The sequence below is a fragment of the Tahibacter aquaticus genome (genome assembly GCF_004363655.1).
Lineage (GTDB): Bacteria > Pseudomonadota > Gammaproteobacteria > Xanthomonadales > Rhodanobacteraceae > Tahibacter > Tahibacter aquaticus.
Genome location: NZ_SNZH01000026.1, coordinates 1 through 23,494, shown reverse-complemented (window position 1 = coordinate 23,494; position 23,494 = coordinate 1). Strand labels below are relative to the sequence as shown.

General features: G+C 61.5%; 18 protein-coding genes. 8 read left to right on the top strand and 10 right to left on the bottom strand.

The window, feature by feature from the left end; all coding sequences use genetic code 11:
• Window positions 1-15: 15 nt before the first annotated feature.
• The 4 genes from DFR29_RS27240 to DFR29_RS27225 all read right to left on the bottom strand — a co-directional run bounded on the left by DFR29_RS27240 (window position 16) and on the right by DFR29_RS27225 (window position 3,368).
• Window positions 16-402, bottom strand: a complete 387-nt coding sequence (locus DFR29_RS27240; RefSeq protein WP_133821802.1) for a hypothetical protein — start codon at window positions 400-402, stop codon at window positions 16-18.
• A gap of 185 nt (window positions 403-587) precedes the next feature.
• The gene (locus DFR29_RS27235) at window positions 588-1,787 is read right to left on the bottom strand and encodes a hypothetical protein (protein ID WP_133821801.1); all 1,200 of its coding nucleotides are present in this window, start codon (window positions 1,785-1,787) and stop codon (window positions 588-590) included.
• 158 nt (window positions 1,788-1,945) lie between these two features.
• The gene (locus tag DFR29_RS27230) at window positions 1,946-2,338 is read right to left on the bottom strand and encodes a nuclear transport factor 2 family protein (RefSeq protein ID WP_133821800.1); all 393 of its coding nucleotides are present in this window, start codon (window positions 2,336-2,338) and stop codon (window positions 1,946-1,948) included.
• A 304-nt stretch (window positions 2,339-2,642) separates the two neighbouring features.
• The gene (locus tag DFR29_RS27225; protein ID WP_133821799.1) at window positions 2,643-3,368 is read right to left on the bottom strand and encodes a hypothetical protein; all 726 of its coding nucleotides are present in this window, start codon (window positions 3,366-3,368) and stop codon (window positions 2,643-2,645) included.
• Window positions 3,369-3,757: 389 nt separating this feature from the next.
• On the opposite strand from DFR29_RS27225, the gene DFR29_RS27220 reads away from it, so the two are divergent.
• Complete coding sequence (locus tag DFR29_RS27220; RefSeq protein ID WP_133821798.1) at window positions 3,758-6,106, top strand: autotransporter outer membrane beta-barrel domain-containing protein; 2,349 nt, start codon at window positions 3,758-3,760, stop codon at window positions 6,104-6,106.
• Between the two features lie 307 nt (window positions 6,107-6,413).
• The gene (locus DFR29_RS27215; RefSeq protein ID WP_133821797.1) at window positions 6,414-6,836 is read left to right on the top strand and encodes a hypothetical protein; all 423 of its coding nucleotides are present in this window, start codon (window positions 6,414-6,416) and stop codon (window positions 6,834-6,836) included.
• Window positions 6,837-7,124: 288 nt separating this feature from the next.
• Here the strand turns inward: DFR29_RS27215 and DFR29_RS27210 are convergent, their stop codons facing one another.
• From DFR29_RS27210 to DFR29_RS27195, 4 genes are all read right to left on the bottom strand, one after another.
• Entirely contained in the window at window positions 7,125-8,663 is a 1,539-nt protein-coding gene (locus DFR29_RS27210) for an NHL repeat-containing protein (RefSeq protein WP_166654379.1), read from the bottom strand.
• Between the two features lie 550 nt (window positions 8,664-9,213).
• The gene (locus DFR29_RS27205; RefSeq protein ID WP_133821795.1) at window positions 9,214-9,684 is read right to left on the bottom strand and encodes a YehS family protein; all 471 of its coding nucleotides are present in this window, start codon (window positions 9,682-9,684) and stop codon (window positions 9,214-9,216) included.
• Window positions 9,685-9,744: 60 nt separating this feature from the next.
• Window positions 9,745-10,602, bottom strand: coding sequence for a PA4780 family RIO1-like protein kinase (locus DFR29_RS27200; RefSeq protein WP_133821794.1), 858 nt, complete (start codon window positions 10,600-10,602; stop codon window positions 9,745-9,747).
• 244 nt (window positions 10,603-10,846) lie between these two features.
• On the bottom strand, window positions 10,847-12,046 hold the full coding sequence (locus DFR29_RS27195; RefSeq protein WP_133821793.1) for a BaiN/RdsA family NAD(P)/FAD-dependent oxidoreductase: 1,200 nt from the start codon (window positions 12,044-12,046) through the stop codon (window positions 10,847-10,849).
• A gap of 124 nt (window positions 12,047-12,170) precedes the next feature.
• On the opposite strand from DFR29_RS27195, the gene DFR29_RS27190 reads away from it, so the two are divergent.
• From DFR29_RS27190 to DFR29_RS27175, 4 genes are all read left to right on the top strand, one after another.
• On the top strand, window positions 12,171-13,775 hold the full coding sequence (locus DFR29_RS27190; RefSeq protein WP_133821830.1) for an NAD(P)/FAD-dependent oxidoreductase: 1,605 nt from the start codon (window positions 12,171-12,173) through the stop codon (window positions 13,773-13,775).
• A 437-nt stretch (window positions 13,776-14,212) separates the two neighbouring features.
• On the top strand, window positions 14,213-14,977 hold the full coding sequence (locus DFR29_RS27185) for a choice-of-anchor D domain-containing protein (protein ID WP_133821792.1): 765 nt from the start codon (window positions 14,213-14,215) through the stop codon (window positions 14,975-14,977).
• Between the two features lie 241 nt (window positions 14,978-15,218).
• Window positions 15,219-15,656, top strand: a complete 438-nt coding sequence (locus DFR29_RS27180; protein WP_133821791.1) for a DUF3060 domain-containing protein — start codon at window positions 15,219-15,221, stop codon at window positions 15,654-15,656.
• A 518-nt stretch (window positions 15,657-16,174) separates the two neighbouring features.
• A complete protein-coding gene (locus tag DFR29_RS27175; RefSeq protein WP_166654378.1) occupies window positions 16,175-17,047 on the top strand; it encodes a right-handed parallel beta-helix repeat-containing protein in 873 nt (290 codons plus the stop codon).
• 815 nt (window positions 17,048-17,862) lie between these two features.
• Here the strand turns inward: DFR29_RS27175 and DFR29_RS27170 are convergent.
• Window positions 17,863-18,141, bottom strand: coding sequence for a hypothetical protein (locus DFR29_RS27170; RefSeq protein ID WP_133821789.1), 279 nt, complete (start codon window positions 18,139-18,141; stop codon window positions 17,863-17,865).
• A 576-nt stretch (window positions 18,142-18,717) separates the two neighbouring features.
• On the opposite strand from DFR29_RS27170, the gene DFR29_RS27165 reads away from it, so the two are divergent.
• The gene (locus DFR29_RS27165) at window positions 18,718-19,050 is read left to right on the top strand and encodes a hypothetical protein (RefSeq protein ID WP_133821788.1); all 333 of its coding nucleotides are present in this window, start codon (window positions 18,718-18,720) and stop codon (window positions 19,048-19,050) included.
• A 280-nt stretch (window positions 19,051-19,330) separates the two neighbouring features.
• Entirely contained in the window at window positions 19,331-20,419 is a 1,089-nt protein-coding gene (locus DFR29_RS27160; RefSeq protein WP_133821787.1) for a hypothetical protein, read from the top strand.
• A gap of 39 nt (window positions 20,420-20,458) precedes the next feature.
• Here the strand turns inward: DFR29_RS27160 and DFR29_RS27155 are convergent, their stop codons facing one another.
• Window positions 20,459-23,176, bottom strand: a complete 2,718-nt coding sequence (locus tag DFR29_RS27155; RefSeq protein ID WP_133821786.1) for a class I SAM-dependent DNA methyltransferase — start codon at window positions 23,174-23,176, stop codon at window positions 20,459-20,461.
• Between the last annotated feature and the right edge of the window lie 318 nt (window positions 23,177-23,494).

Genomic DNA, 23,494 nt, shown 5'->3' with positions numbered 1-23,494 from the left:
ATGGCCAGCGCGGTTTCAGCGCTGGTCCGGTGACGCGCCGTGGCGTTCGCGTTCGTGCGGCGGCGGTCCCGGTGGTGCGGGCCGCAACTGCTCGAACCGTGCCAGCTGGTCGGCATTCAACACGCTGCGCAGGCGCGCGCGGGTCTCCTCGTGCAATGCGTCCATGGTCTGCCGCATCACGGCATGGTCGGCATCGGCCTGTGCCCGCAGCGCACGGTGTTTTTCGCGTTGATCTTCCATGATCTGCACGAACTGCGCCGCCTGCGCGGCATCGAGGCCAAGCTGGCGTGCCATTTCCGCGGGCGGGGGCGGCCGCCGTCCGCCGCGTTCCGCTTCCTGGCCCATCGCGTTCGATAGGGCTATCGCATTCATCAGCATGAAAACCAGATGGCGGTGCTGCATGTGCTTCTCCTCGCGCTACTGCGCGGCATTGCCTGGTGGCATGCACGCAGGATGACGTGCCAGATTGCACGCGGCGTGGAGGAATTGAGGAGAAGTTGGTCTTTCGCGCTGTGATGTCGCTGCCGAGGGCGCGTGCCTGTGCGACCGGGCGGTGCAGCCGGCAATGACACGTGGCTTTTGCTGCATCAGGTCGCGAACTCGCGCCGCCAGTAAGTCTCCACCTGTGCGCGCTGGCGCGCCGTCAGGCCGTCGACGACGGGCGCCAGCAGCGCATCGCCCTTGGCGGGTTTGCCCGAGCGGTACCATTCGCGCGCCGACTCGACCAGTGCGCGCCGGCGCACGTCGAGATTGCCGAAGGGATCGAAATACGAGTCGACGCGCGCGCGGTCCTTGACGCCGTTCCAGGTGAATGGCGGGTCGCCGTCCACGCGAGCGATGCGCTCGTAGCGCGCAATGGCCTGCCGCGCATCGATGCGGCCTTCGAGGAGATCGAGGCGGGTTGCCAGCAGCTGCACTTCCGGCGTGTCGTTTTCCTTTTGCAGCTGCGTGATCTCTTCGCGCAGCCAGGCGAAATCCACAGTGCCGGTTTTTGCCTGCACGCCGAGCAGGTTGAACGTGGCGACGGCGAGCCGGTATTCGCGCCGCTGATGCCTGCGCACCTCATCCGCGCTGGGTTCGCCGATGGCAGAGGGCGGTACAAGCACGATCGCCGGGTCGCTGGCGAGAATCGCCTCGATATCGCGTTTGTGGAATTCGCCGACGACGAGTACGACCGTGCCGCCGGGGCGCGCCTTGGCCGCCTGCACCAGGCGCTTGGCCTGCATGAAAGTCCGGTAGAGATAGAGGCGTCGCGGCAGATCGTCGGCCGATTTTGCGGCAGGCTGCGCCGCCCATTGCGTCACCTTGGCGACGTTGTCGGGATTCTCCGCGTGCAGCAGGCCGCGTTGCAGCGTCGCGCTCTGCGGAAACGACAGGAACTGGTGGAACCCCTGCGCCGGACGCGCTTCCGGTATCGCCTCCAGATCGATACCGAAGCCCAGCAACTGATCGTCGCGGGGCGGTTCCCAGTCGACCGGGCACAGTTCGATACCGGTGCGCCGCGCATAGGGCAGCACGACACTCTGCACTTCGTAAGTGAATTCGTAGAAGTCGTTGCGCGCAAACGCCTCCGGCGTGCGCTCCACGCAGATCGCGTCGGGCTTGGCGCGATCGAGAAAGGCTTCCAGCGCGGCGGGCTGGTCGCCGCGCGCGACCAGCTGCGTCGAGTGATCGACGCCGAGCACGATCACGCGCGTCGTCGCTGCTGCTGTCGTGTCCGACGCGACGGCAGCGCTGGGCAACAGCAGCAGGGACAGCAGGATTCCAGGCAGAAAACGACAGCTCATAAGCACGATACTCGCGAGGTTTCCAGTCAGGATGCTGTGCGGCGTCTTGCGGTCGCAGCCAGGCAGTCGGTTTCTGGAATCGCGGGCGGGTTCTGGGCTAGGTGGGGCGTGTCGAGACGAGGCAGGCGGGTCAGGCGCGACGTTTCCTGCGCAACGCTTCAACGCCGTGTCGCCTGCAGCATGGCCGCCATTTTCTCGTGAATCAGCGTGACGGCCTTGAGCGGGCGCAGCATCACCTTGAACTCCGTGATGCGCCCCTCGGCATTCCAGCGGATCATGTCAACGCCATTGATGACGATGCCGTCGAGTTCGAGTTCGAACTCCAGCACGGCGTCGTGGTCGCCGTGCAGTTCGCGCCGATAGCGAAACGTGTCGTTGCCGAACACGGCGAGCGCAGCGGCGAGGTAGGCCCGGGTGACCGGCTTGCCGACCTGCGGCGTGTACACCACCGGCGAATGGAATACTGCGTCGTCGGCCAGCAACGCATCGAGTCCGGCGACATCGCGCTCGTTGACAATGCGATGCCAGCGGGCAATCGGGTCAGGGGTCATGCGGTGTCGCCTCCTGTCATTGCTTGGGTGTTTCTGTGCCGGCTCGCTCGCATTCCCGTAGGGAGCGTGCGGGGTGGTCACGCACAACAGGCGTGAGCGATGCGCATTTGTAGCAGGGAAACGCCGCTGCGGTCACGGCCAGCGCGGTGACGGGTCCACTGGCGGTGGCAGCGCCGTCGGTGTGCGGCCTAAGCGTCGAGTGCGGCGCTGTCCGCTGGCCTCGGCCGGCGCGGCGGGACGGTGGCTCGTTGCAGGCCTGGGCAATGTCCGGTGACGCCGTAAGCGGCGTCACCGGAAGCGGCCCTCAGTCGAGGATCCGGTAGCCGGTCATGCGATAAACCGGTGCTTCGCGACCTACGGCATCGACGACGGCGGTTCTGCCGTCCAGCAGCGCGAGGTCGACGGCGACAGCTGCGTCCGCCCGGTGCTCTGATCGGCCCGCCGCGTCGATTGCCCAGGGCGTGATCGTCAGAATGGCCCTGCCATCCGCAACGACTTGCGTCGCGTATTCCACCTTCAGTGCCAGCCCTTTCGCGGAAGCCGCCAGCTCCGCGTCTTCGTCCGAACTGCGCGCGATGATTGCGTTGGCCTCGTCACCGGTCGGTATGCCGGGTGCGAACAGGCTGCCGGAGCGCATATCGACTGCCGGAATAACCTCGCCAAAGCGAGCGAACGCGTTCAGTGCCAGCGCAGCAGAAGGGGACACCGCCGCCAGGCGCGACAGTTCGTCGGCCGATGCGTTGAGTTTGTAGAACTGTGCGCGTCGCGCCGCGTCGTGGTCGACGATGGGTGTGCAAGTGCGTTCGAGCGGACTGGCCTGCGATGACGCATGGCCATCCGGCGCAATCGGCACGATGGGTGGGCAGTTCGACGTGCAGGCCGTGCAGAGTCCGCCGGATCTGACGTGGGCCTGTCCCGAGCCACCGCAGGGCCTGCACATTGGGCCGACCAATTGCAGCTGACACAGCTGCGCCATCGCGGCCGTGTTGCAGCCGAGCGCGAGTACAACGAGCAAGAGGATGCGTGTCATGGGTTGTGTCCTTTATTACGCCAATGTTGCCCCTGATTCGTGGGTGCGTTGCCGCAGCAGTATTGTGTACCCTGCGACAATAGCAACATTTCCCTCTCGTGCGTGCGAGGCGGCGTAGATTCGGGACAGCCCTCGGGCGATCAGCCCGGGCTTGCCGGGGCGAGGGCCCCTCCGGCTCGGTCGGGAATGTGCCGAGAGTTTTCCGGTCACGAGCCGCGCGGTGAAAATTCGGCGCAGCGTGCTGCGTACAGGCTGCATGAAGCCGGCTCCTTTGCTGCGGCTGTCGTCGGGTAACTCCACCCTGCCACTGCGAGCCGGCTTTACTTTTTTGATCAGGGGCTTGGCGTCAACTCAGTGCCATTCGCACCAGGCCCCGTTGCCATCGCCAGATGTTCGGTTTCTTTCCGTTGGGCGTTATGTACGGCATCCGGCTGATAACGCAGACGTCGGCCAGTCAACTCCGTTTACGTCAACTAATGGGTGGGACCATGTACACGATGCAATCCGCGCACGTGCGCGGCAAGAGATTTTCCTCCGGCGCGCGGCGCCTGGGCGCGCTGTGGCTGGCGGGCGCGATGCTGGCAGGGCTGAGCGTGCAAGCCGGCGCCGAAATCTACAACGTGAACGTGTCCAACGATGCCGTGCAGGATCCCGCCACCACCACCAAGTGCGCCACCCAAGGCGACACCACGAAATGCTCGCTGCGCGCCGCGATCATGTTCGGCAATACGCGCTCTGGTTCGCACACCATCAACTTTGTTGGCGTCACCTCGATCACCGTGATCAATGGCGGGCTGCCGCAGTTGCGCGCGCCGTACACCATCAATGGCAACAAGGTGACGATCAACGGCAATGGTCGTAGTTGCCTGGATCTCACCGATTCGGGCACCGCCGCGCTGGGTCATGCCGATGGCGCCACCGGTTCGAAGATCTTCAATCTGGTGATCGGCAACTGCAATGGCAATGGCATCAGCGCCAACGGCCACGACTATACGTTCACTGGCAACTACATCGGCGTGAACGTTACCGGTGCGGTCGCGCTGCCCAATTCGGGCGATGGAATCTCGGTCTCGTCGTCGCGGGTCTACCCCGATACCAGCACCGGGTTTCTGTCCAACCTGTACGCGCAATTTCCGGTGCAGCCGGTGGATGCGTCCACCATCAACGCGTTCCAGAGCCAGCTGGCCACGACCCTTGCCTCGCTGCAGCCCGTGCAGATCAGCGGCAACGTCATCTCCGGCAACGGCGGCGATGGTATCGAGGTTTTCAGTCAGAACCTCGCCGGGGTATTCATCAGCGGCAACATGATCGGCACCGACCTGACCGGCAACATCGCGATTGCGAATGGCGGCAACGGCGTCAATCTGGTCGGTTCCACCTTTGGCAACATGATTGGTCCGGGCAACGTCATCAGCGGCAATAACGGCAACGGCATCAACGCCGTCGCCGGTTCCGTGTTCCTGCCGAACTTCATTATGGGCAACCGGATCGGCCTGAGCGCCGCCAATCAGGCGGTGCATATCGGCAACACCTTGAGCGGCATCTATGTCGATTCAAAGCCCGATACGTCGGCGGCGAGCTTCAATCCGAGTTCTACGTCCCTCGTGATCGGCCCAGCCAATCTGATTTCCGACAACAAGGGCGCGAACAACAACGCCTTCCCGGATGTGGGCGCCGACTATGGCGGCGTGATGATCACGGGCGCGAGCAATGGCGTGAAAGTGATCTACAACACGATCGGATTGGCCGAGTTCCCCACCGGCACCGCGATCAACTCCGCCGCCTTCGGCAACAAAGGCGACGGCATCATCGTCACCACCACGGGTAACTCCATCACGGGAAACACCGTCGCGGCAAACGCACGCCACGGCATCACCATTCGTGGCAGCAGTACCAACAGCACCAGCATCCTGAAAAACTTTGTCGGCATCAGCCCGAAATTCGCCAACGTCACGACCCTGGGCAATGGCGTGGATGGCATCCATATCGAAACTGCCGCCTCGACAGCGGTGGGTAGTGCCAATTCCGCCGACCGCAACGTTATCGTGGCGAACAAGCGCAATGGCATCAAGCTTTACAACGGTGGCGGCGACACCAGCGGCTGGGCCAATCTGTTCCAGCGTAACCGCGTCTACGGCAATGCCAGAACGCTGGCCGGTGTGGATATCGATCTTGAGCACAACGCCAATGCCACCGACGCAGACCACAGCGAATTCCCCGCCAATTACGCCAATCGCGATCAGAACACGCCGCGGATCTGCACGGGCACCGACGTCAGCGGACTGTGTGTCGGTGCCGCAGGGCCCGCCAACGTCACGGCGAACACCACGTTGCGCTGGATACTGGCCAGCCATGGCCCGGCGACCTTCCGCATGGAGTTCTATTCGATCAATGCCGCCGCGACCACCGCGGCAACCTCGATGGTGTTCCTGGGTGAGCAGACGATCACCACCGACGCGACCGGCAAGCCTGCCAACAGCGGCTTGTGTTCTGCGGGTCGTTGCACTGTCAACTTGCCGCCCGTCTCTGCCGGGCGCAGTGTCGTGATGACCGCGACCGACGTGACGCCGTTGACCAATGTGCCTTCCGGCTCCGGCTGGCAGGGACAGCTGAAGTGTTTCCTCGGCAACAACGGCATCATCTTGTCGGCCTGCACCGCCAACAACACCTCGGAATACTCGAACGTCGTTGCCGTCATCGGCGGCGATGTCATCTTTGCCAATAGCATCGACCTGTAACAGCCATTCAATCGGGCTGGCCCAGCGAAGCTCGCGTCATGCGCGAGCTTCGTTTTTTTCGGGAGGGGGGAAATCGGGACACCCATGGCGTTGTACCACTGGGTGCCGGGAAACTCAGGACACCCCGTTGGTTGAATCGGCGTTGCGGGTGTCCTGATCTCGGTAATCCTGCGCTTTCCATGGCATGCGACTGGCATCGGCAGCCGGTCGGCGCCCGGGCGGTATGCCCACGGGTACTTGCGCGACCAGTGCGGCGTTACCACACTGCCGCAAAAAGCGGGTTTCCCTACTTATGCCAATTTCTGCAATGCTCGCCGCGAACCGCTTCCTGCTGCTTCGCCGCGTGATCGTCGGTGTTCTTGCCGGCCTGCTGATCTTCTATCACGTGACGGTCCTCTACGACCTCTATCTGGGCGTCGGTAACCATGAAGGGCTTTACGACAGGACCGCGAACGGAACGCCAAAGTCCTACGAATACCTCCAGTCGGCGCTCCGTCTCAGCATCATCATCGGACTGGCGCTGGTGGTGTGCGGCTTCCGCCGCGCTCTATGGGTGATGTGGGCTGGCATCGGCGTACTGGTTGCAACCCACTACTGGGCGCATTTTGGCGATATCCCCGTCGCCTTTACTGCAGGGCGTGATCCGTTCTCGTACCTGAAGGGCTTTATTTTTCCGACGGTCATCACGCTGTTGACGCTGCTGCCATCCCGTCCGAACGGAAATCGTTGATTCGGCGGCAAGTGCATCAGGTTGGCTTAGCCGGTCCGATGCCGGCGAACTTCGGGACGGCGAAATTTCGGGACGCCCACAACGTTCAGGCGAGGCGAAATTCGGCACACCCACAAAGTTCATGATGCGCATAAGCAGGTTCCTGGAATCTGTCTGCTCCGCTCGATGCCTGACTTCTGGCACGAGGGCAGGGATGCGCGTCGATGCATGACCACCCCACCAGTCGTGCGCTCGCGGTGAACGGGAATCGTCCGGAGGATGGCAGCCCCGCTCCGTCGAACGGCACTCTCAGTCCATCACCTCGGCGAACGAGCTTTCGACAACGAGCCGCACGGTCGCCACGTGATGTCGTCCGACCAGGTTCGGCGCAGCGCTCGCGAAATACCGCACGTGCCCGGTCATCGTGTAGCGCCCCGCGCCGTCGGCGACGAGTGCGCCGGTTCCGGAATGGCGCACCCGTACGCCGTTCTCGCGATACGGCACCAAGCTGTTCGCCTCGCGCGCACCGGTCGCGGCGTCGAACACGGTAAGCAGTGCTTCCGTCTTGAACTCGGTACCACCCGGTGGCGTCGCGTATTCCGCTTGCGACACGAGCGCGATCTTGCCGTCGCTCGCGACGATGCCGCTCGTGTCGCGCAGCCGCAGGCCGCCAATCCACGGGCCGCAGGGTGTGTGTTCGGGTGCCGCGCCGGGGATCGACCAAGTCACCGTGCCTGTGCCGCTTGCGCCAAACGCCGGATCAAGCGTGCCGTCGGCGCGGATCTTCGCAAGACCCGCACGGCTGCTGCACTGGCCGGTGATCTCACCGGCGACATAGATCGCGTCCTGGTTCAGGCTGCTGCCGCGGTGTGTGACGGCGAGCGCCTGGCCGCGATCGTCGTCGAACGACGAGGCGGGGTAGTCGATGCGCACCGCACCGCCGCTGCCGAACCCGGCGACGGGAGCGCCGTTCACGTCGACGCGCATGACCAGATGGTCCCTGGCACCGCTCCCGAAATTGTGCGATCCGGCGAGGTAGATCCGGGGCGGCTCGGCCGGCGAAGACCGGCCGCCGAGCGCGATCTCGCGGATGTCGCAACCTCGGTCGCCGTCGCAGAGTCTGACGGGGTTCGGCTGCCTCCGGACGAGGCGCGTCAGCCTGGCGCCGCTGCCGACCTCGTAGCGTACGAAATCGGCGCGCCGGTCGGTGCCAGTGCCGTGCGTGGTGCCGGCGTAGACGAGATGCAGGGCCGGCGACGGCGCGGTCAGGTCGGGCACGTAGAGCGCGATACCGCCCGCAGAATATAACTTCGGACTGTTCGGCGGCATGACCACGGTCGAACCGAGAAACGCACCGTCGGTGCCGAATACGAGGATTTCGACGACGTGGCCCACCGAAATCATCGGCGGCGGCAGTAGCGGAACATCGGCGTCGCCCATCTGCACGTTCACGAGCACGAACAGCCGGTCGCCCCAGACGACGAGATCGTGGACGCCCTGGACCTTGCGCAGCGGCGAGCCCGGCGGATCGAAGATCAGGAACCGGTTGGCGGCCGCGCCAAACACGCCCGGATTCGTCCAGGGCTGACGGACACCAGCGGCGTCGTAGCGCACGAGTCCGACCGCGTAGGCACCGAACTCCTGGCGCGGCACCAACGCGCCGACGATGACGCTGCCGTCGGGCAGCCGGACGATGCGCTGGCCAAGGTAGTGGCGCTCGGGCGGACCTGAAAACGTCTCGAGGTAGTGAGTGCCGGCGTTGAAGGTTCCATCCGGTACGTACTCGAGTGCCGACGCGGACGACATCGCGCACAACGCGACCAATCCCAGTATCAGACGGCTCAGCATAAAACCCCCTCGTCCCGGCCAGTGGCTACAGGGAGAATTACGCAATCCGCGCGGCAATCGAGACATTCCGCACCCGCCCGCCACCGCGGGTGACATCGCAGCGCTCCCGCGCCGGTATACGATTCCGGACCTGTACGAATGTACGTATCCGCGTCTGTGGATGCCTTCTGGATCGCCCCCCGCCCACCGACGACCCGAACCGATTTCCAGCAGCCCGCGCACATCGCGCGCGCTGGATGGCCACGGCGTCGAGGATCACACCGTGCGTGCGCGAGCCCGGCCATTCCCGCTGCGCCTTTGCGATGGTTTCGCTGAGTTCCTGCATCGCGCGCCGCCGTTCGATAGGGACGCCGGCCCTTCGCCGCGCAAGAGGGCTGCTGGCCTGGAAGTTGACGCTAATTCCCACGGACCGCGCGAACGCCGCCGCAACGATCGGGTTCAGGTGTCGGCAGAATCGAAATTGGGGGTGTCCTGATCTTCTTCGCTGGCCAAGATGCCGGTCAGCGAAGGGCGCTGCCTGCCGGTGAGCGAGAAGTTTTGAGCAGCCTGCTCACTCGCCGCGTACGCGCAGGGTCAGGCCCTTGAGAAAATTGCGCAGCAGCTGGTCACCACAGGCCCGGTAGTTGTCGTGGCCAGGCTGGCGGAACAGCGCGGTCAACTCCGGTTTCGACAGCGGAAACCCTGCTGCGGCGAAGGTATCCTGCACATCGACATCCTTCATTTCGAAGGCCACACGCAATTTCTTCAGTACCAGATTGTTGGTGATGCGCTTTTCCACCGGCCGTGATGGCAGGCTTTCGTTGCGGCCCCGGAAATGGATCACCAGTCCGTCGAGAAAGTGCGCGAGTACGCCATCACTGCATACGACGTACTCGGGATCATCTTCCCTGCGCAGAAATGCCAGCACGTCGGTCTTCTCGAGCGGGAAAGCCGGGTCGACCAGTTTCGCGATTTCGACGACCTTCTGGTCGCCCAGGTCAAGCATGTAGCGGATGCTGCGCAGTATGTCGTTGTTGATCATGGCGGACCGGTGGTTGAAAACACGTGCATCAGTAGCTGCAGACCAGGCAGGGGAAGGCGTTCAATCATCCATCGCCGCCGCCTCGCGCCCCTGCTGGCGGATCAGCGCCTCCTGACGGGCGTTTTCGATGGCCTCTCGCACGCTATCCACGTCGACCGTGCGCTCGTCATGCACGAATTTGCCGGTCAGTGCCGTGTCGGGCAGGAGATCACCTGCCTCGAACAGCGCCCACATTTCCTCGCCGTACCAGGTGTCGAGCAGTTCCGGCGCCCACCGCCCCAGGCTGGCGGTGAGATTGTTCATGTCGCGTAGTAACATCTGGCGGGCGGCGTTGTTGCCGGCAGCACTGACCACCTGGGGAAAATCGATCACGATCGGGCCGTCCGGCCCCACCAGCACGTTGTACGGCGACAGATCGCCGTGGATCAGGCCACAGCAGAGCATGCGCACCACCTGCCGCACCAGCACCGCATGGAATTCCCGCGCCTGCTCGGCCGTCAACTCGACCTCGCCCAACCGGGGCGCCGAAAACCCTTCGGCGTCGGTCACCAGCTCCATCACCAGCACACCGTGGTAGTAGCCATAGGGCACAGGCACGCGGACGCCGGCTTCTCGCAGCAGGTACAACGCATCGACCTCGGCGTTCTTCCAGGCGGTTTCCTGCTGCTTGCGACCGTACGAGGTCGCCTTGCCGATCGCCCGGGCCTCGCGGCTGCCGCGCACCTTACGGCCTTCCTGATACTGCACACGCTGCTGGAAGCTGCGCTGGGCCATGTCCTTGTACACCTTCGCGCAACGGACATCGTCGCCGCTGCGGACCACGTACACCGCCGCTTCCTTGCCGCTCTTGAGCGGACGCAACACCTCGTCTATGACACCGTCGTCGATCAGCGCTCGCAGCGCGGTAGGGGTTTTCATCGCGCTATTCTAAGGGACCGGAGACAATCTCAACAGAAACATCACGATATGGCCCGCTGCCGTGGGCCTGAAGCTGGCCCGCCTGAAGCGCGCAATCTGCCCGCCGTTTCCCGTCCGGACGTCAGGAGGAACACCCGCCGTGCCGCATCATTCGGGCTCCCGGCTCATCTGCCTGTTCGCCGGAGCCCTTGAGTCTCACGTGTCCGAATCGCTCGTGGAATTGGGGGTGTCCTAATCTTCCGCCCTACACTGCCGATCCGGCGGCGTGGCCCGACGCCCAGGCCCACTGGAAGTTGTAGCCGCCCAGCCAGCCGGTGACGTCGACGACTTCGCCGATGAAATACAGGCCGGGGACGCGTTTGGATTGCATCGTGGATGACGACAGTTCGTCGGTGTCGACACCACCGAGGGTGACTTCGGCGGTGCGGTAGCCTTCGGTGCCGCTGGCGATCAGTGGCCACTGTTGCAGTTGCGCAGCGATGACGCGCAGTTCGGGATCGTTGAACTGACGCATCGGGCGACTGGTGAACCCGATGTCGCAAAGGCGTTCGGCGAAGCGTTTGGGGAACAGTTCGCCAAGCGTGGTGCGCAATTCCGCTGCCGGGCGTCGGCTGCGCTGTTCCTTGAGAATCTCGAAGGCATCGCCCTGCGGCAGCAGGTCCAGGTGCAAGGCGTCCCCGAGGTTCCAGTACGAGGAAATCTGCAGGATTGACGGACCGCTGACACCGCGATGGGTGATGAGCATGAAATTGCTGAATTCACGGCCATTGCAGTGCGCCGTGATCGGCAGTGCGACGCCGCTGAGGTCGGCCAGACGTTCCTGATGTTTGCCGCTGAGCGTCAGCGGTACCAGGCCGGCCCGGGTCGGCAGCACGGTGTGACCGAACTGGCGCGCGAGTTCGTAGCCGAAGCCGGTCGCACCCATACTGGGAATCGACAGGCCGCCGGTCGCGACGACCAGTGCGGGCGCACGCAATTCACCGAGCGTGGTCCGCACCCGGAAACCATCGTCGATGCGCTCGATGCTTTCGACGCTGCACTGCGTGTCGATACGCACGCCGGCATCGGCGCATTCGTCCAGCAACATCTTCACGATCTGCTTCGATGAGTCGTCGCAGAACAGTTGCCCAAGTTCCTTTTCGTGATACGCGATGCCGTGACGCTCGACCATCTCGATGAAGTGCTGCGGGGTGTAACGCGCCAACGCAGACTTGCAAAAATGCGGGTTGCCGGAGATGAAATTGGCCGCCGTGGTGCCGCTGTTGGTGAAATTGCAGCGCCCGCCGCCTGACATCAGGATTTTCTTGCCGCAGCGGTTGGCGTGCTCGATCACACGCACGCGCCGTCCACGCAGGCCCGCAACTCGCGCGCACATGAGGCCGGCAGCGCCGCCGCCGATGACGATAACATCGGCCGTCGCGGGGGCGGTCCTGGTTGGCGTCATCTAAGGAGTATCCGGTCGGTTGTGCGGCCGGCCATTGTAGGCGACGAGGCAGCCCGCGGCTTGCGTGCAGGTGCGGGCTCGAGCATGGCAACATCGCCGCCCCGATACACTTCGAACCCGCCTCATGCTGCGTCTGACCGAACTGAAACTGCCGCTGGACCACCCCGAGACCGACCTGCGGGCGGCCATTGTGCAGCGGCTGGGCATTGCCGATGGCGACCTCATCGGATTCACGGTCCACAAGCGCAGCTACGACGCGCGCAAACGCAGCGCCATTACGCTGATCTACACGGTCGATGTCGAACTGCGCGACCCGGTCAACGCGGATATTGCCTCGCGCGGCATCGCCCACGTGGCCCCCAGCCCAGACATGCGCTATCGCTTCGTGACCCACGCACCGTCCACACTGAAATCACGGCCGGTGGTGATCGGTTTCGGGCCCTGCGGCCTTTTTGCGGCGTTGATCCTCGCGCAGATGGGCTTCCGGCCGATCGTGCTGGAGCGCGGCAAGGCGGTGCGCGAGCGCACTCGCGACACCTTTGGCCTGTGGCGCCAGGCGGTGCTCGATCCCGAATCGAATGTCCAGTTCGGCGAAGGCGGTGCCGGCACGTTCTCCGACGGCAAGCTCTGGAGCCAGATCAAGGACCCGCGCTTTTACGGCCGCAAGGTGCTGGAAGAGTTCGTGCGGGCCGGAGCGCCGGAAGAAATCCTGTACGTGAGCAAGCCGCACATCGGCACGTTCCGGCTGGTGAGCATGATCGAGAAAATGCGTGCCACCATCGAGTCGCTGGGCGGCGAGATTCGCTTCGGTGCACGGGTGGACGATATGCGCATCGTCGACGGACACCTGCGCGGTCTGGTGCTGAAAGATGGCGAAGAGCTGCCGTGCGAGCATGTGGTGCTGGCGATCGGCCACAGCGCACGCGACACCTTCGAGATGCTCCACAAACGCGGCGTGTATGTCGAAGCCAAGCCGTTCTCGGTCGGCTTCCGCATTGAGCACCCGCAATCGCTGGTCGACAACGCGCGTTTTGGCGCCTCCGCCGGGCATCCGTTGCTGGGTGCCGCCGACTATCGCCTCGTCCATCATGCGAAGAACGGGCGCGGCGTCTACAGCTTTTGCATGTGCCCTGGCGGCACGGTGGTCGCGGCCACCTCCGAACCCGGCAATGTCGTCACCAACGGCATGAGCCAGTATTCGCGAAACGAGCGCAACGCCAACGCCGGCCTGGTGGTGGGCATCAGCCCCGCCGACTACCCCGGCGGCCCGCTCGCCGGCATCGCGTTCCAGCGCCAGTGGGAGCGTCAGGCATTCGCGCTGGGCGGCGGCGATTATTGGGCGCCAGGTCAGTTGGTCGGCGATTTCGTGCGCAGCCGGCCATCGAAGCACTTCGGCGACGTGCAGCCCTCGTACACGCCCGGCGTGCGCCTGGGCGACCTCTCCACCGCCCTGCCCGAGTACGCCATCGCCGCCATCCGCGAAGCCATCCCGGCGCTCGATCGCCAGCTCAAGGGATTCGCCATGCACGACGCGGTGCTTACCGGCGTGGAGACGCGCACCTCATCGCCGATCCGCATCACTCGCGGGGCGGACTATCAGAGTCTCAACACCCGCGGCCTGTACCCGGCCGGCGAAGGCGCCAGTTATGCCGGCGGCATCTACTCTGCCGCCATCGACGGCATCGAAGTGGCGCAGGCGCTGGCATTGGCGATGACCGGCGAAGGCTGAGAGCCCTCGACGAAACGGGTCGCTTGAGACGGCGCTTCATCCGGCCTTCGGGCATCTGAACCTGACCCCGTTATTCCCCGGCCATGCCGACGCGGACATCGTGTAGGCGAGGACTTGCGAGCCGCCGCCGCGGGAGACGGGGTCGAGTCAGCGTGCTGGCGCTACTGAGGAAGTCAACCTGACCCCGTTAGCCGGACCCCGTTAGCCGCGTGTCGATCGCTGATTCCCAGGTCAGAAACTTCCGGCCAGCGCCGCCGAAGTGAACCTGACTCCGTTAGCCCATGGCAGTACTCCCGTGCTTTCGTCGTTTAAGTGCGATAGGCGCTCTGCGCCAACCATCGGGCGGCCCACGGGCCTGTCGATAGCGTCGTTCGTGCGCAGACTCACCCGCGCACGCGGGCTGTGCGTCATCAAAACAACAAATCGAAGGGCGGAATATGAATCTACTTATCAAGCGCGTGGGCCGTCTCGGTGTCGCCAGCGCCATCCTTTTGGCCGCCAGTGGGCGAGCAGCGCTTGACGCAAACCCGAACCAGCTCGTGTTCCTGGACCCCGTGGGTGCCACCTCTGAGCCGAAGTATGTGGAGTTGACCAATACCGGCAACGCGACCCTGACGGTCGTCGTAGTGACGCCTGCGAGCGGCAGGTTTGCAAACGCCGGCGGAAGTTGCGGCACAGTGCCGTTTACCCTTGCCGCGCAGGCCAGCTGCACCCTCGGCTACACGTCCCGCCCGCAGGCCGTCGGAACGATCTACCAGTACCTGCGTGCCACCACAGCCGATGGCACCTACGAGGATTTCACGCTGGCCGGCGAAGGCGATCTGGCAGATCTGGAGCTCGACCCCCCGACGGGACAAGTCCGCTTCATGCCCCCACTTCCGGTCGGCACGGTCAGTGAGGAGCATTTTGTCACGCTGCACAACAGAGGGCGGGTTCGCCTGCAAGTGCTGAGCATCGCACCGGCCGTGGTGCCGCCCGTGGTCGCCTTCGTGCGTACCGGCGGCGGTTGTCCCGAGCCCCCGTTCACCATCAACGCGTTCTTCAGCTGCACGGTGGGATACACCTTTACACCTGTTGCCGTCGGAGAGGCGCAGCTGAGTGTGAACTTCCACAACACGGCAGGGAGTCCCGAATCCGTGACGTTCAGTGGGCTAGGACTGCCGGAAGAGCCCATCTTTGCCAGCGGGTTTGAAGGGAGCTGACGCGCGGCCACCATCGTCCCGGGACAGGCCTCGGGGTCAGGTTCACTTACTGGCGCTAATCAGACCAAAGTTAACCTGACCCGGTCTTCGGGCGATGCGCGAACGCGCCAGCGCGCGTCTGTGCGCTTCGTCGCAGCCAAGTAACGCATACATCCGCAGAATCGCGTGCTGGATCTGGTGGCGCACGCACAAGCCATTGCCGCATCACGGATACGATTTCCACATGTCATGAGGACAAACAATGAACGCATGCCGCACTGTTTTGATGCTGTCGCTCGCCGCCTCGGCGCTGACGGTTTCCGCCGAGGAGCGCATCGCCGCCAAGGCCGATGGCGTGGAAGCCGAGGTGCGCAGCGACGGCACCATCAAGGTGGTTGTTGAAACGCGCGGTGGCGCCTCCTGGCTGAGTATCCACGACAGCGAACAGACCGGTACGCTCGACTGCAAGGGCAGGCATGTTTCCGTATCCGGCGAGGACAACAAGCTCAAGCTCACAGGAACCTGCCTGTCGGTCGAAGTCTCGGGCGACCGCAACGAACTCGTGGTCGAGGTGCTTGGCGAGGCCAGCCTTGCTGGCGACGAAAATCGCATCCAGTGGAAGCGCGCCGCGTCGGGCAACGCACCCGCGGTGACCGACAGCGGTGACGGCAACAGCGTCAGTCGCGCATCAGCGGGCTGAGCACAGCGCACGGCGCGTTTTCTGTTGAGGCGCGCTTCGCCCTGCGGCGGTTGAGCAAAGCGGAGGCGCTGCACGGTCCAACGCATGCCGGTCGCAGCGCGGCCGGCCACGGAACAGTGAAAACGGGGTCAGGTTGACGTGCTTCGGTTGGTCGCCTGCAGGTGAGAAAGTTAACCTGACCCCGTACCCCTGGATCACGGAAAGTTGACCTGACCCCTTTGCGGTGCCCCCGCGAAACGCTCGCTGCGCCGGTCACTTGACGGCACGAGCAGGCCACGTAAGCTGCGACAAAAGTCGCTTTGGTTTTTCCTGCCTTTTTATCTTTTTCGTCTTCCTCGGCAAGGCGGCCGCGCGGAGCAAGCCAGTCCGCGAGCCGGCAACCAGCGGGAGCATCCGAGGCACTTCAGGTCCGTGCGCGACGGCTGTCGCTGGCGAGCACGGCGGTGCAAGTGCGGAGGCGAATCCCCGCCTTCCGCCGAGGAGAATCCGGCATGACACGCTTCTTATGGCAGTCCTCGTTGTACGTCCGTGCGTTCCTGGTCTCGCTGGTGCTGGGCGCGGTCGCGCCCGGCGCGGCTCGCGCGACCACCGGCATCATGACTATCACCCAGACGACCACGCTGACGGCGAACCACACCGGGCAGATCCGCTTCGGTGCCAGCAACATCACGCTGGATTGCGACGGCTATGAGGTCCGCTTTTCGCCGCGCCAGGCGTCAGGGAGCTGCGGGACCAGTGGCACGATGACCTGTGGCATCCGTTCGCTGAACCGCACCGGCATCACGATCCGCAATTGCGACGTGGTCGGTGCCTACGACTACGGCATCTGGATCCAGGGGACGAGCACGACATCCAGCGTGCGCGACAGCTCAGTGACCGACGCCGGTGTGGGCGTTCGCGTGGACAGTGCGTCGGATCTGCAATTCTTCAACAGTGCCGCGGTTTCCAATGGCGCCGGCTTCGAGATCCGCGACAGCAGCGACATCCTGTTCACGTCAACGGATGCGGTGTATTCGACCGGTGACGGTTTCGACACCAACGACTCCACCAACGTCCGGATCCAATATGCGTTCGTGTTCGCCAATGGCGTCAACGGCATTGAGTTCGATGACAGCCCGGGTGCCGGGGTGCTCAACAGCGAAGTGCTGAACAACGGCCAGCATGGCGTCAGCCTCGACAACAGTTCGGCGGTCTACATCAGCGCCAACCTGATCCAGGGCAGCATCCAGAACGGGTTGCGGCTGCAGAACTGCGACAGCGGCACGATTCGGTACAACCAGGTAGACAACAACGGCGCCTGCAACGCGAACCAGGACGCGGCGTCGAGCGGAAATACCTGGACCGGCAACACGCTGCAGAACTGGTGTGGGACCGTGCCCAATCCGCATTGAGGCGGTGCAGTCCGGCCGTGGGGTGCTGCCAGCTGGCAGAGGATCGCTGTCGATAGGCGGGATGATGGTGCTCGGGACGTTAACGCGGCACCGTCCAGGCAAGCCCGAAAACGGGGTCAAGTTAAACTTTCCGGCAAGAACGTCAGAGACTGCTGGAAAGTTAACCTGGCCCCGTTTGGTCGGCGGGTAAATCGCGGCAGTTACACCGTTAAATTGACAGGCCCCAGGTTATTTACACTCCCGTCCCGACTGGGTCGGAAGGACTTCTGACTGGGTCGTTGCGACTTTTTTGTCCAACGGAAGCGGTTTCTACTACCCCGGAAAGACTTTCGACCGGGTCGTTGCGACTTTTTTGTCCAACCGAAGCGGTTTCTACTACCCCGGAAGGACTTTCGACGGGGGCGTTGCGACTTTTTTGTTCAACCGAAGCGGTTTCTACGGGTCCGGAGCGACGTTCGACCGGGTCGTTGCGACTTTTTTCCCTTCCGGAAGCGGTTTCCACTACCCCGGAGCAACTTTCCACCGGGTAGCCGCTGCTCGCCGCGGGGGCGACCGGGGTAGGGCGCCAACCGTAGGGTGCTGGACTGCGAGTCCAGCCATGGACCGGCGAGCCAGCATAAAAACGCCGGCTCTCTGTGCGGCGCCGTATGCGCCGTAGCGCGGGGAGCCATTCGTGTGGCGGACAGACTGACCCCGCAGCTAGTGGAACCGCCGCAATTCTGGAAGAAACGGTGAAATTTCCTGATGGCGGCCGCCGGATCCATAGCCTGCCGCCAATCGCCGGAGCGGCGCGATGCCGCCCCGGCCACAGTCACTCATGGGCCGGCACGGAAACTGGCTTCCAGCAGCCCGCGCACATCCCGCGAGAGGATCGCCACGCATTCGAGAATGCCCTGGTGCGAACGCGCATCCGGCGACTCGATACCCGAGTACGTCATCGTTTCGCTGAGCTGGGCGATGGCCGAAAGCCGCGCCACCATCTCGTCATGCAGCGCCTGGCGCTGCGCCGGCGTATCCGTCGCGAAGACGAACAGCACAGGGTCTGCACCTTCGACAAAGCGTTCAATGGGATGAAACGAGCCGTGATCAGTCATGGCGCAGCCCTCCGCTGGCGAAAACCCGCGGCAGGCGCGGCGGAAGGCATCGAGTGTTGGCTAGCGATTGGGGAACAAGCGTACCGGTCTTCCATGGACAACTCCTTGATAGGGAGTCGCCACCCGAGACGGATGCGAAAAGGGTGGCGAACGGTGTGCGGGTTTGCAGACCGGGCACGAAGACCGGCGAGCCTCGCGGCTCCCCGCACACCGCCGCCAAAAAGCGGCAGACGACATCGCACGAAAATCGGACGTAAAAAAACGCCGACTCACGGAGCGACGCTGTGTGCGTCGTGCTTTCGGGCTGCAAAACCCGGTTGCCGAATTGGCGGCAACGGGAGGCATTGTTTATCCGGAGGTGGGCAGCGTCAAGAGTACGGATATGCCCGCTGGTACTGGTCGAGCACATTCCCTGCTAGCCGCTGAGAGGTCTCGGCCCGCGGTGACAGGCTAGGAAAGCTTCTGAAACGGATGTGGCTCGGCTTCCCTCGGTCCAAGCGCCGGAGAGAGGCCCGCTTCGATCCCAGGAGCAGATAGGAATCGGCAACAAGACAATCTTTGGGGGGCAGGGGCGCCATGGCCTGGATTTTGCTAGCAATTTCAGTTGTCGCATTAGTGATTATGCAACTCAGCAGGATTGCTGATGTCAGGCGTGCGGCCAAGGCGGCGGAAGAGGCGAAAAGAAGTTCTGCTGACTCCGAGCGTAGGTTCCAGCAGAAAATCGATGGGTTAACTGGAGAGCTGGCCAATCCTCGTCCTTTTAACACGTCAGGAACGGACGCCACGGAGGCAACCACAGTTCTCTGCGTTGAAGTGCGCCAGATACTGGACAACGCCAAACGGGCGGCTGAATCTTCGCGTGCCGCGATAGAGGGGCGAGCCGGATTCGCTCAGATATCGGCCAGCTAATTCATGCTTTCTGCATCCTTCGTCTGCTCATCCGGCGTGACGAGAATCGTATATGTCATGAAAAACGAATGACATTCTAGAATCGGTCGTTTCGGGGCTGGCCGGTTGGATTGGCAGGAGCCACGCCAAATATGCGGCTTCTACTCTAGTAGGTGCGCAGGAAGACGCGGATATTTTTCACGGTTCTTATCATGGTAAGAATGAAATTAATTTTCAATGTAAAACTTATGTAAGCGCATCTTTTCTAGCAGTCCGTAGGCAGCCTGAGGAAGCCCACTTCATGATTATCGGATCAGTTACGCAACCGTACGGAGATTCCAATCTGCAAGTGCTCGCCAGAACACTAGAGGCAGTGGACTATGATCATGTGGACGTGGCTGCCGCATACGTTACGTTAGGTGGCGCGCGCGACATGTTGCAGATGCTTGAACACAGTCTGAGGTCACGCTGGCTTACCGCCAGAAAGCGATGGGTGGTCTCATTCGACTACTGCCGTTCCGAACCTCTTGCGATCAAAATGCTAAAAAGTGCTCCTGCTTCTCATGTTCGAATACACGACGGAAGTCGAGTCGTTTCACAACTGGGCGTGCCAAAAACGCCGTTTCACCCCAAAGCATTCCTTTTACATGGAGGGGGAGGCCATTCGGTGTTCGCCGGCTCAGGAAATCTTTCTCGTTCGGGTTTGAATACTGGTAACGAGGTTGGATTGCTGATTGGCGTCACAGCGCAAGAGCCGCATCCTTCCATACTCGCGCATGTCAAGGCTGTCCAGAAGTGGTACGAAAGCATCTGGCAACAGGCTGATAAGCTCGATCCGTCACTTATGGATCGTTACTCAGGCATATTCGACAGCGTTCCGAATCGAAGTGATCCAGTGCCGACAGATGATGATGTGATTGAGCACAGCCGACAGCCCTCAGGTTTGACCCCGGGGCAACTCCGAAAGCTTCGAGTCTGTTCTAGCCTCTGGATTGAAGCCGGAAAAATATCGCGGAATCTGGGAAAGGCTGTGCCGGGCAATCAGCTGATGATGAAGCGCCTGTCGCGAGTATTCTTCGGAGTTCCGGTACTAGATGTCACACCTAACAGTCCACTCACTGTGATCGAAATAACTTTTCAATCTCATACCAAGAGTGACTGCTCTCTTACTTTCAGTGACAACACAATGGACAAGCTCACTCTGCCGCTGCCGGGAGCAGGAGGGCCTCCTGCCTATGATGAGAAGACACTGCTTTTTAAAAGAATAAGTGCGGGAAAGTATAAAATGGTGATTGGTGATGAGGTGCAAAAGCGCGATTGGTTGAGGGAAAGCAAGAGAGTTGATGCGGCGTGGGAAATGCGTGGAGGGCGGGTCTGGGGCGTGTTTTAGTCAGATTTAAGGCCCACAGTATCAAAACGGCGGCTCGCATCAGAGCGATGAACTGAGCCGCTTATAGCGTTCAAACAAAAACGCGACTCTGTCAGCGTCAGAGTTGAAGGCGCGCTTGCCGTATGCTGCATCCACGGCACGATCGAGCGCGTTGTGCGCCCTTACGAGTTCCGCTGGCATTGCAATAGGGTCGTAAAGATCAGCAAGCGTGCTGTTTGGAAAATCGCCTCGCACATTCAAGACTTTTCCGGCAAGCTCTTCAATGGCTTCACGATGCCTACTCTCATCGATATCTGGCCAAGGGAAATTATTGTAAACGACGTCTTTGGAGTACCTGAAATCGCTCTTCAGGCGGCCACAAGTGAACCGTACCCATGCCATGTGCATAGAACTTTGCAGTACCCCAAAATGATACTTCCCTGCTCCTGGAATGCTATTACAGCTATCGGCGGCGATGTCCCTCGCACTGAGGAAGCCCATAGGTATTAGTTGACGATTCTCGGACGAGTGCCGTGGTACCAGGATGTAGTCAGTGTCAGGTTGTGAGATTTGGCAAAACAAGTACGGGGTCGCCGCAAATTTCTGCGTACTCAGGGCCTTGCTTGCTAGCCTAAATGCTTTAACGTTTTCAACTCGTTTTCGAAGAATGGGCAAGTGGCGTAGTGCCGCTGGGTCTCGCTTATGAAACCAAATGCACCACCGAGCCTCCCCGTTTAGGAAGCCGTGCGCACCTACAAATGGCTGAATAAATGTGTCTGACTGAGGTTCCTCTGCCAACAGGCTTTTCTTTTCTTCGTCGCTAAGAAGCAGGTTTCCACCATCTCGCGGCATGCTGCCGAAGCGCATTCGCGGGACGTCGCAGATAGGCGTCGAACGATTCTCTAGGAAGACGTCAACAGAATCTAGCAGATAGGCATTGATGTTCTTTGCTGGAGCGGAATGCGACTCACCACCAATCGCGTCGTAGTCAAAGATAACTTTCTTGCCTAAATCTTTTGCTGCGTAGCCCACAATCACGCAGTGTACGGCCGCCTTGCCGCGAGCCTCGTTCTCCCACTTGAATGTACGATGAGCGAAGTTTATTCGAATTCCGAACTGATCAAACAGCGGGCGCCACAGTAGCCCTACTTGCTCACCTTGACAAATTGAGTTTGTTGAGACAAAGCCAACTGTAATGTCCGTTCCCTGGATGTACTTTGCAGCCAGCCAATACCAGGCGGCGACATAATCTAGTACGCCAGAGCCATGAAGGTCTGGAACGGCATTGCTAAAACTCTTTCGCGCGGCATCGCTCATTACCATTGCGCCGGAGAATGGAGGGTTGCCAAGTATGTAATTTAGATCGCTTTTCGGAACGACCTCCTCCCAGTCCACCAAGAGGGCGTCATCGTTAACAATGGTGGCGGATGCGACGAGTGGAAGACGGTCAAATGGGTTGCCAAATCGCTCGCTTACTCGCATGTTGATCTGGTGGTCGACAAGCCAAAGCGCAAGTTGAGCGATTTGAGCGGGAAATTCTTCGATTTCGATACCATAGAACTGATCGACGTTGCATTTTACAAGGAGTCTTGGATCTGTAAATTGTCCAACCTCTTGATCCTTCTGATACAGCACCTCAATCAACTCCAGTTCTACAAGACGGAGTTCTCTATACGCTATGACGAGAAAATTTCCGCAACCGCAAGCGGGGTCGAGAAAGCGTAAGGAAGCGAGCTTCTCGTGAAGCTCGTGGAGTTTACGTCGCCCACCCTTCGCTTTTTCGAGTTCGACCTTCAGGCTGTCAAGGAATAGAGGCCCGATTAGCTTCAGAATATTTTTCTCGCTAGTGTAGTGCGCGCCAAGATTGCGACGTGCCTTTTCGTCCATGATTGATTGGAAAAGAGCGCCGAATATCGCAGGGCTAATTTCGCTCCAATCAAGGCCGGCTGCGTCCAGCAGACGGTCACGCATTGTGTTATTGAATGCAGGTGGCGGAAGTCGTTCAGCAAAGAGCCTGCCGTTGACATAAGGAAATCCAGCAATCTGCGCGTCGAGCGTGCATTGCCTGGCAACGACGGGCGTATCGAGTGCGTCGAATAGCGTAGCGAGATGACCGCCGAGGTCGCTGCCATCTTCGTTCGTGCGCTCTATAAAATCTTGAAAACGGCGCCGAGGCTCGAATATTCCTGTGTCTTCCGCGAACAAGCAGAACAAGAGTCGCACAAGTAGTACTTCGAGCTTGTGACCTGTATAGCCGCTGTCCTTGAGTGCGTCATGTAGCCTGCCCATGCGCTCTGCGGCTCGAATATTGACAGGATCTTGGTCTTTGAATGCTTTGCTTTGATAGCCCGCGATGAATCCAAATAGTCGAAGGTTCCGCGGCAGCGCGGTCAGCGTAAACTCATGTTGAGTGTTGTCTTCCAAATCGTAAAGGCGGAAGCGTGCGAAATCCGAAACAAGCACGTAACGAGGTAGATCTCGGTCTTTGATGCCAGGGAAGTAGTCTTTTGCTTGGCCGTACGCGCGATCTAGATCTTTGCCTCTCGATTTATGCTCGACAAGCAAGATGCCCTTCCAGAGCAAGTCTATAAATCCGTCACTGCCGTCGGGACGTTTAATGGGTACCTCGAAACTGGCGATTCGACGCCGGTGTACACCAAAAACCTCAAAAAAGTTATCCCAGAATGACTTCGCTTCCGCGCTCTCGGAAGCTTCGCCCTCCCACTCCTTGACAAAGGCAGTGGCACGACTCTTAATTTCGTTCCAGCTCAGCGGCATTGATGATCCTCAGTCCCAGGGTACAGGATACGTAAATGTCAACGTATTGGAAGCGACGCCCTGATGCGTAGCTGGATAACGGGGTCAGGTTAACTTAGTGGGATCGCTCTCGAAGTTAACCTGACCCCGTTACTGTTAGGGTCGGCGGAACATACTTGTGCGGCCGCTCCCTCAAGAGCGTTGAGAGCAAGCCTTCAAGCTCCTGGCATCTGACGCCGACAACTGAACCGCCCCGGGAACCCCGGAGACTCGTTGGTGTGAGTCACGCCGCCATGGCGAGCTCACGGATTTGCTGGTAGTAGGCCGCCTCAGCTTCTG

Bases quoted from the DNA above. Each gene is read 5' to 3' on its own strand.
- DFR29_RS27160 (WP_133821787.1), top strand. From the start codon at position 19,331: ATGATTATCGGATCAGTTACGCAACCGTACGGAGATTCCAATCTGCAA.
- DFR29_RS27170 (WP_133821789.1), bottom strand. From the start codon at position 18,141: ATGACTGATCACGGCTCGTTTCATCCCATTGAACGCTTTGTCGAAGGT.
- DFR29_RS27180 (WP_133821791.1), top strand. From the start codon at position 15,219: ATGAACGCATGCCGCACTGTTTTGATGCTGTCGCTCGCCGCCTCGGCG.
- DFR29_RS27220 (WP_133821798.1), top strand. From the start codon at position 3,758: ATGTTCGGTTTCTTTCCGTTGGGCGTTATGTACGGCATCCGGCTGATA.
- DFR29_RS27205 (WP_133821795.1), bottom strand. From the start codon at position 9,684: ATGATCAACAACGACATACTGCGCAGCATCCGCTACATGCTTGACCTG.
- DFR29_RS27210 (WP_166654379.1), bottom strand. From the start codon at position 8,663: ATGCTGAGCCGTCTGATACTGGGATTGGTCGCGTTGTGCGCGATGTCG.
- DFR29_RS27195 (WP_133821793.1), bottom strand. From the start codon at position 12,046: ATGACGCCAACCAGGACCGCCCCCGCGACGGCCGATGTTATCGTCATC.
- DFR29_RS27185 (WP_133821792.1), top strand. From the start codon at position 14,213: ATGAATCTACTTATCAAGCGCGTGGGCCGTCTCGGTGTCGCCAGCGCC.
- DFR29_RS27240 (WP_133821802.1), bottom strand. From the start codon at position 402: ATGCAGCACCGCCATCTGGTTTTCATGCTGATGAATGCGATAGCCCTA.
- DFR29_RS27155 (WP_133821786.1), bottom strand. From the start codon at position 23,176: ATGCCGCTGAGCTGGAACGAAATTAAGAGTCGTGCCACTGCCTTTGTC.
- DFR29_RS27215 (WP_133821797.1), top strand. From the start codon at position 6,414: ATGCTCGCCGCGAACCGCTTCCTGCTGCTTCGCCGCGTGATCGTCGGT.
- DFR29_RS27165 (WP_133821788.1), top strand. From the start codon at position 18,718: ATGGCCTGGATTTTGCTAGCAATTTCAGTTGTCGCATTAGTGATTATG.
- DFR29_RS27225 (WP_133821799.1), bottom strand. From the start codon at position 3,368: ATGACACGCATCCTCTTGCTCGTTGTACTCGCGCTCGGCTGCAACACG.
- DFR29_RS27200 (WP_133821794.1), bottom strand. From the start codon at position 10,602: ATGAAAACCCCTACCGCGCTGCGAGCGCTGATCGACGACGGTGTCATA.
- DFR29_RS27230 (WP_133821800.1), bottom strand. From the start codon at position 2,338: ATGACCCCTGACCCGATTGCCCGCTGGCATCGCATTGTCAACGAGCGC.
- DFR29_RS27190 (WP_133821830.1), top strand. From the start codon at position 12,171: ATGCTGCGTCTGACCGAACTGAAACTGCCGCTGGACCACCCCGAGACC.
- DFR29_RS27235 (WP_133821801.1), bottom strand. From the start codon at position 1,787: ATGAGCTGTCGTTTTCTGCCTGGAATCCTGCTGTCCCTGCTGCTGTTG.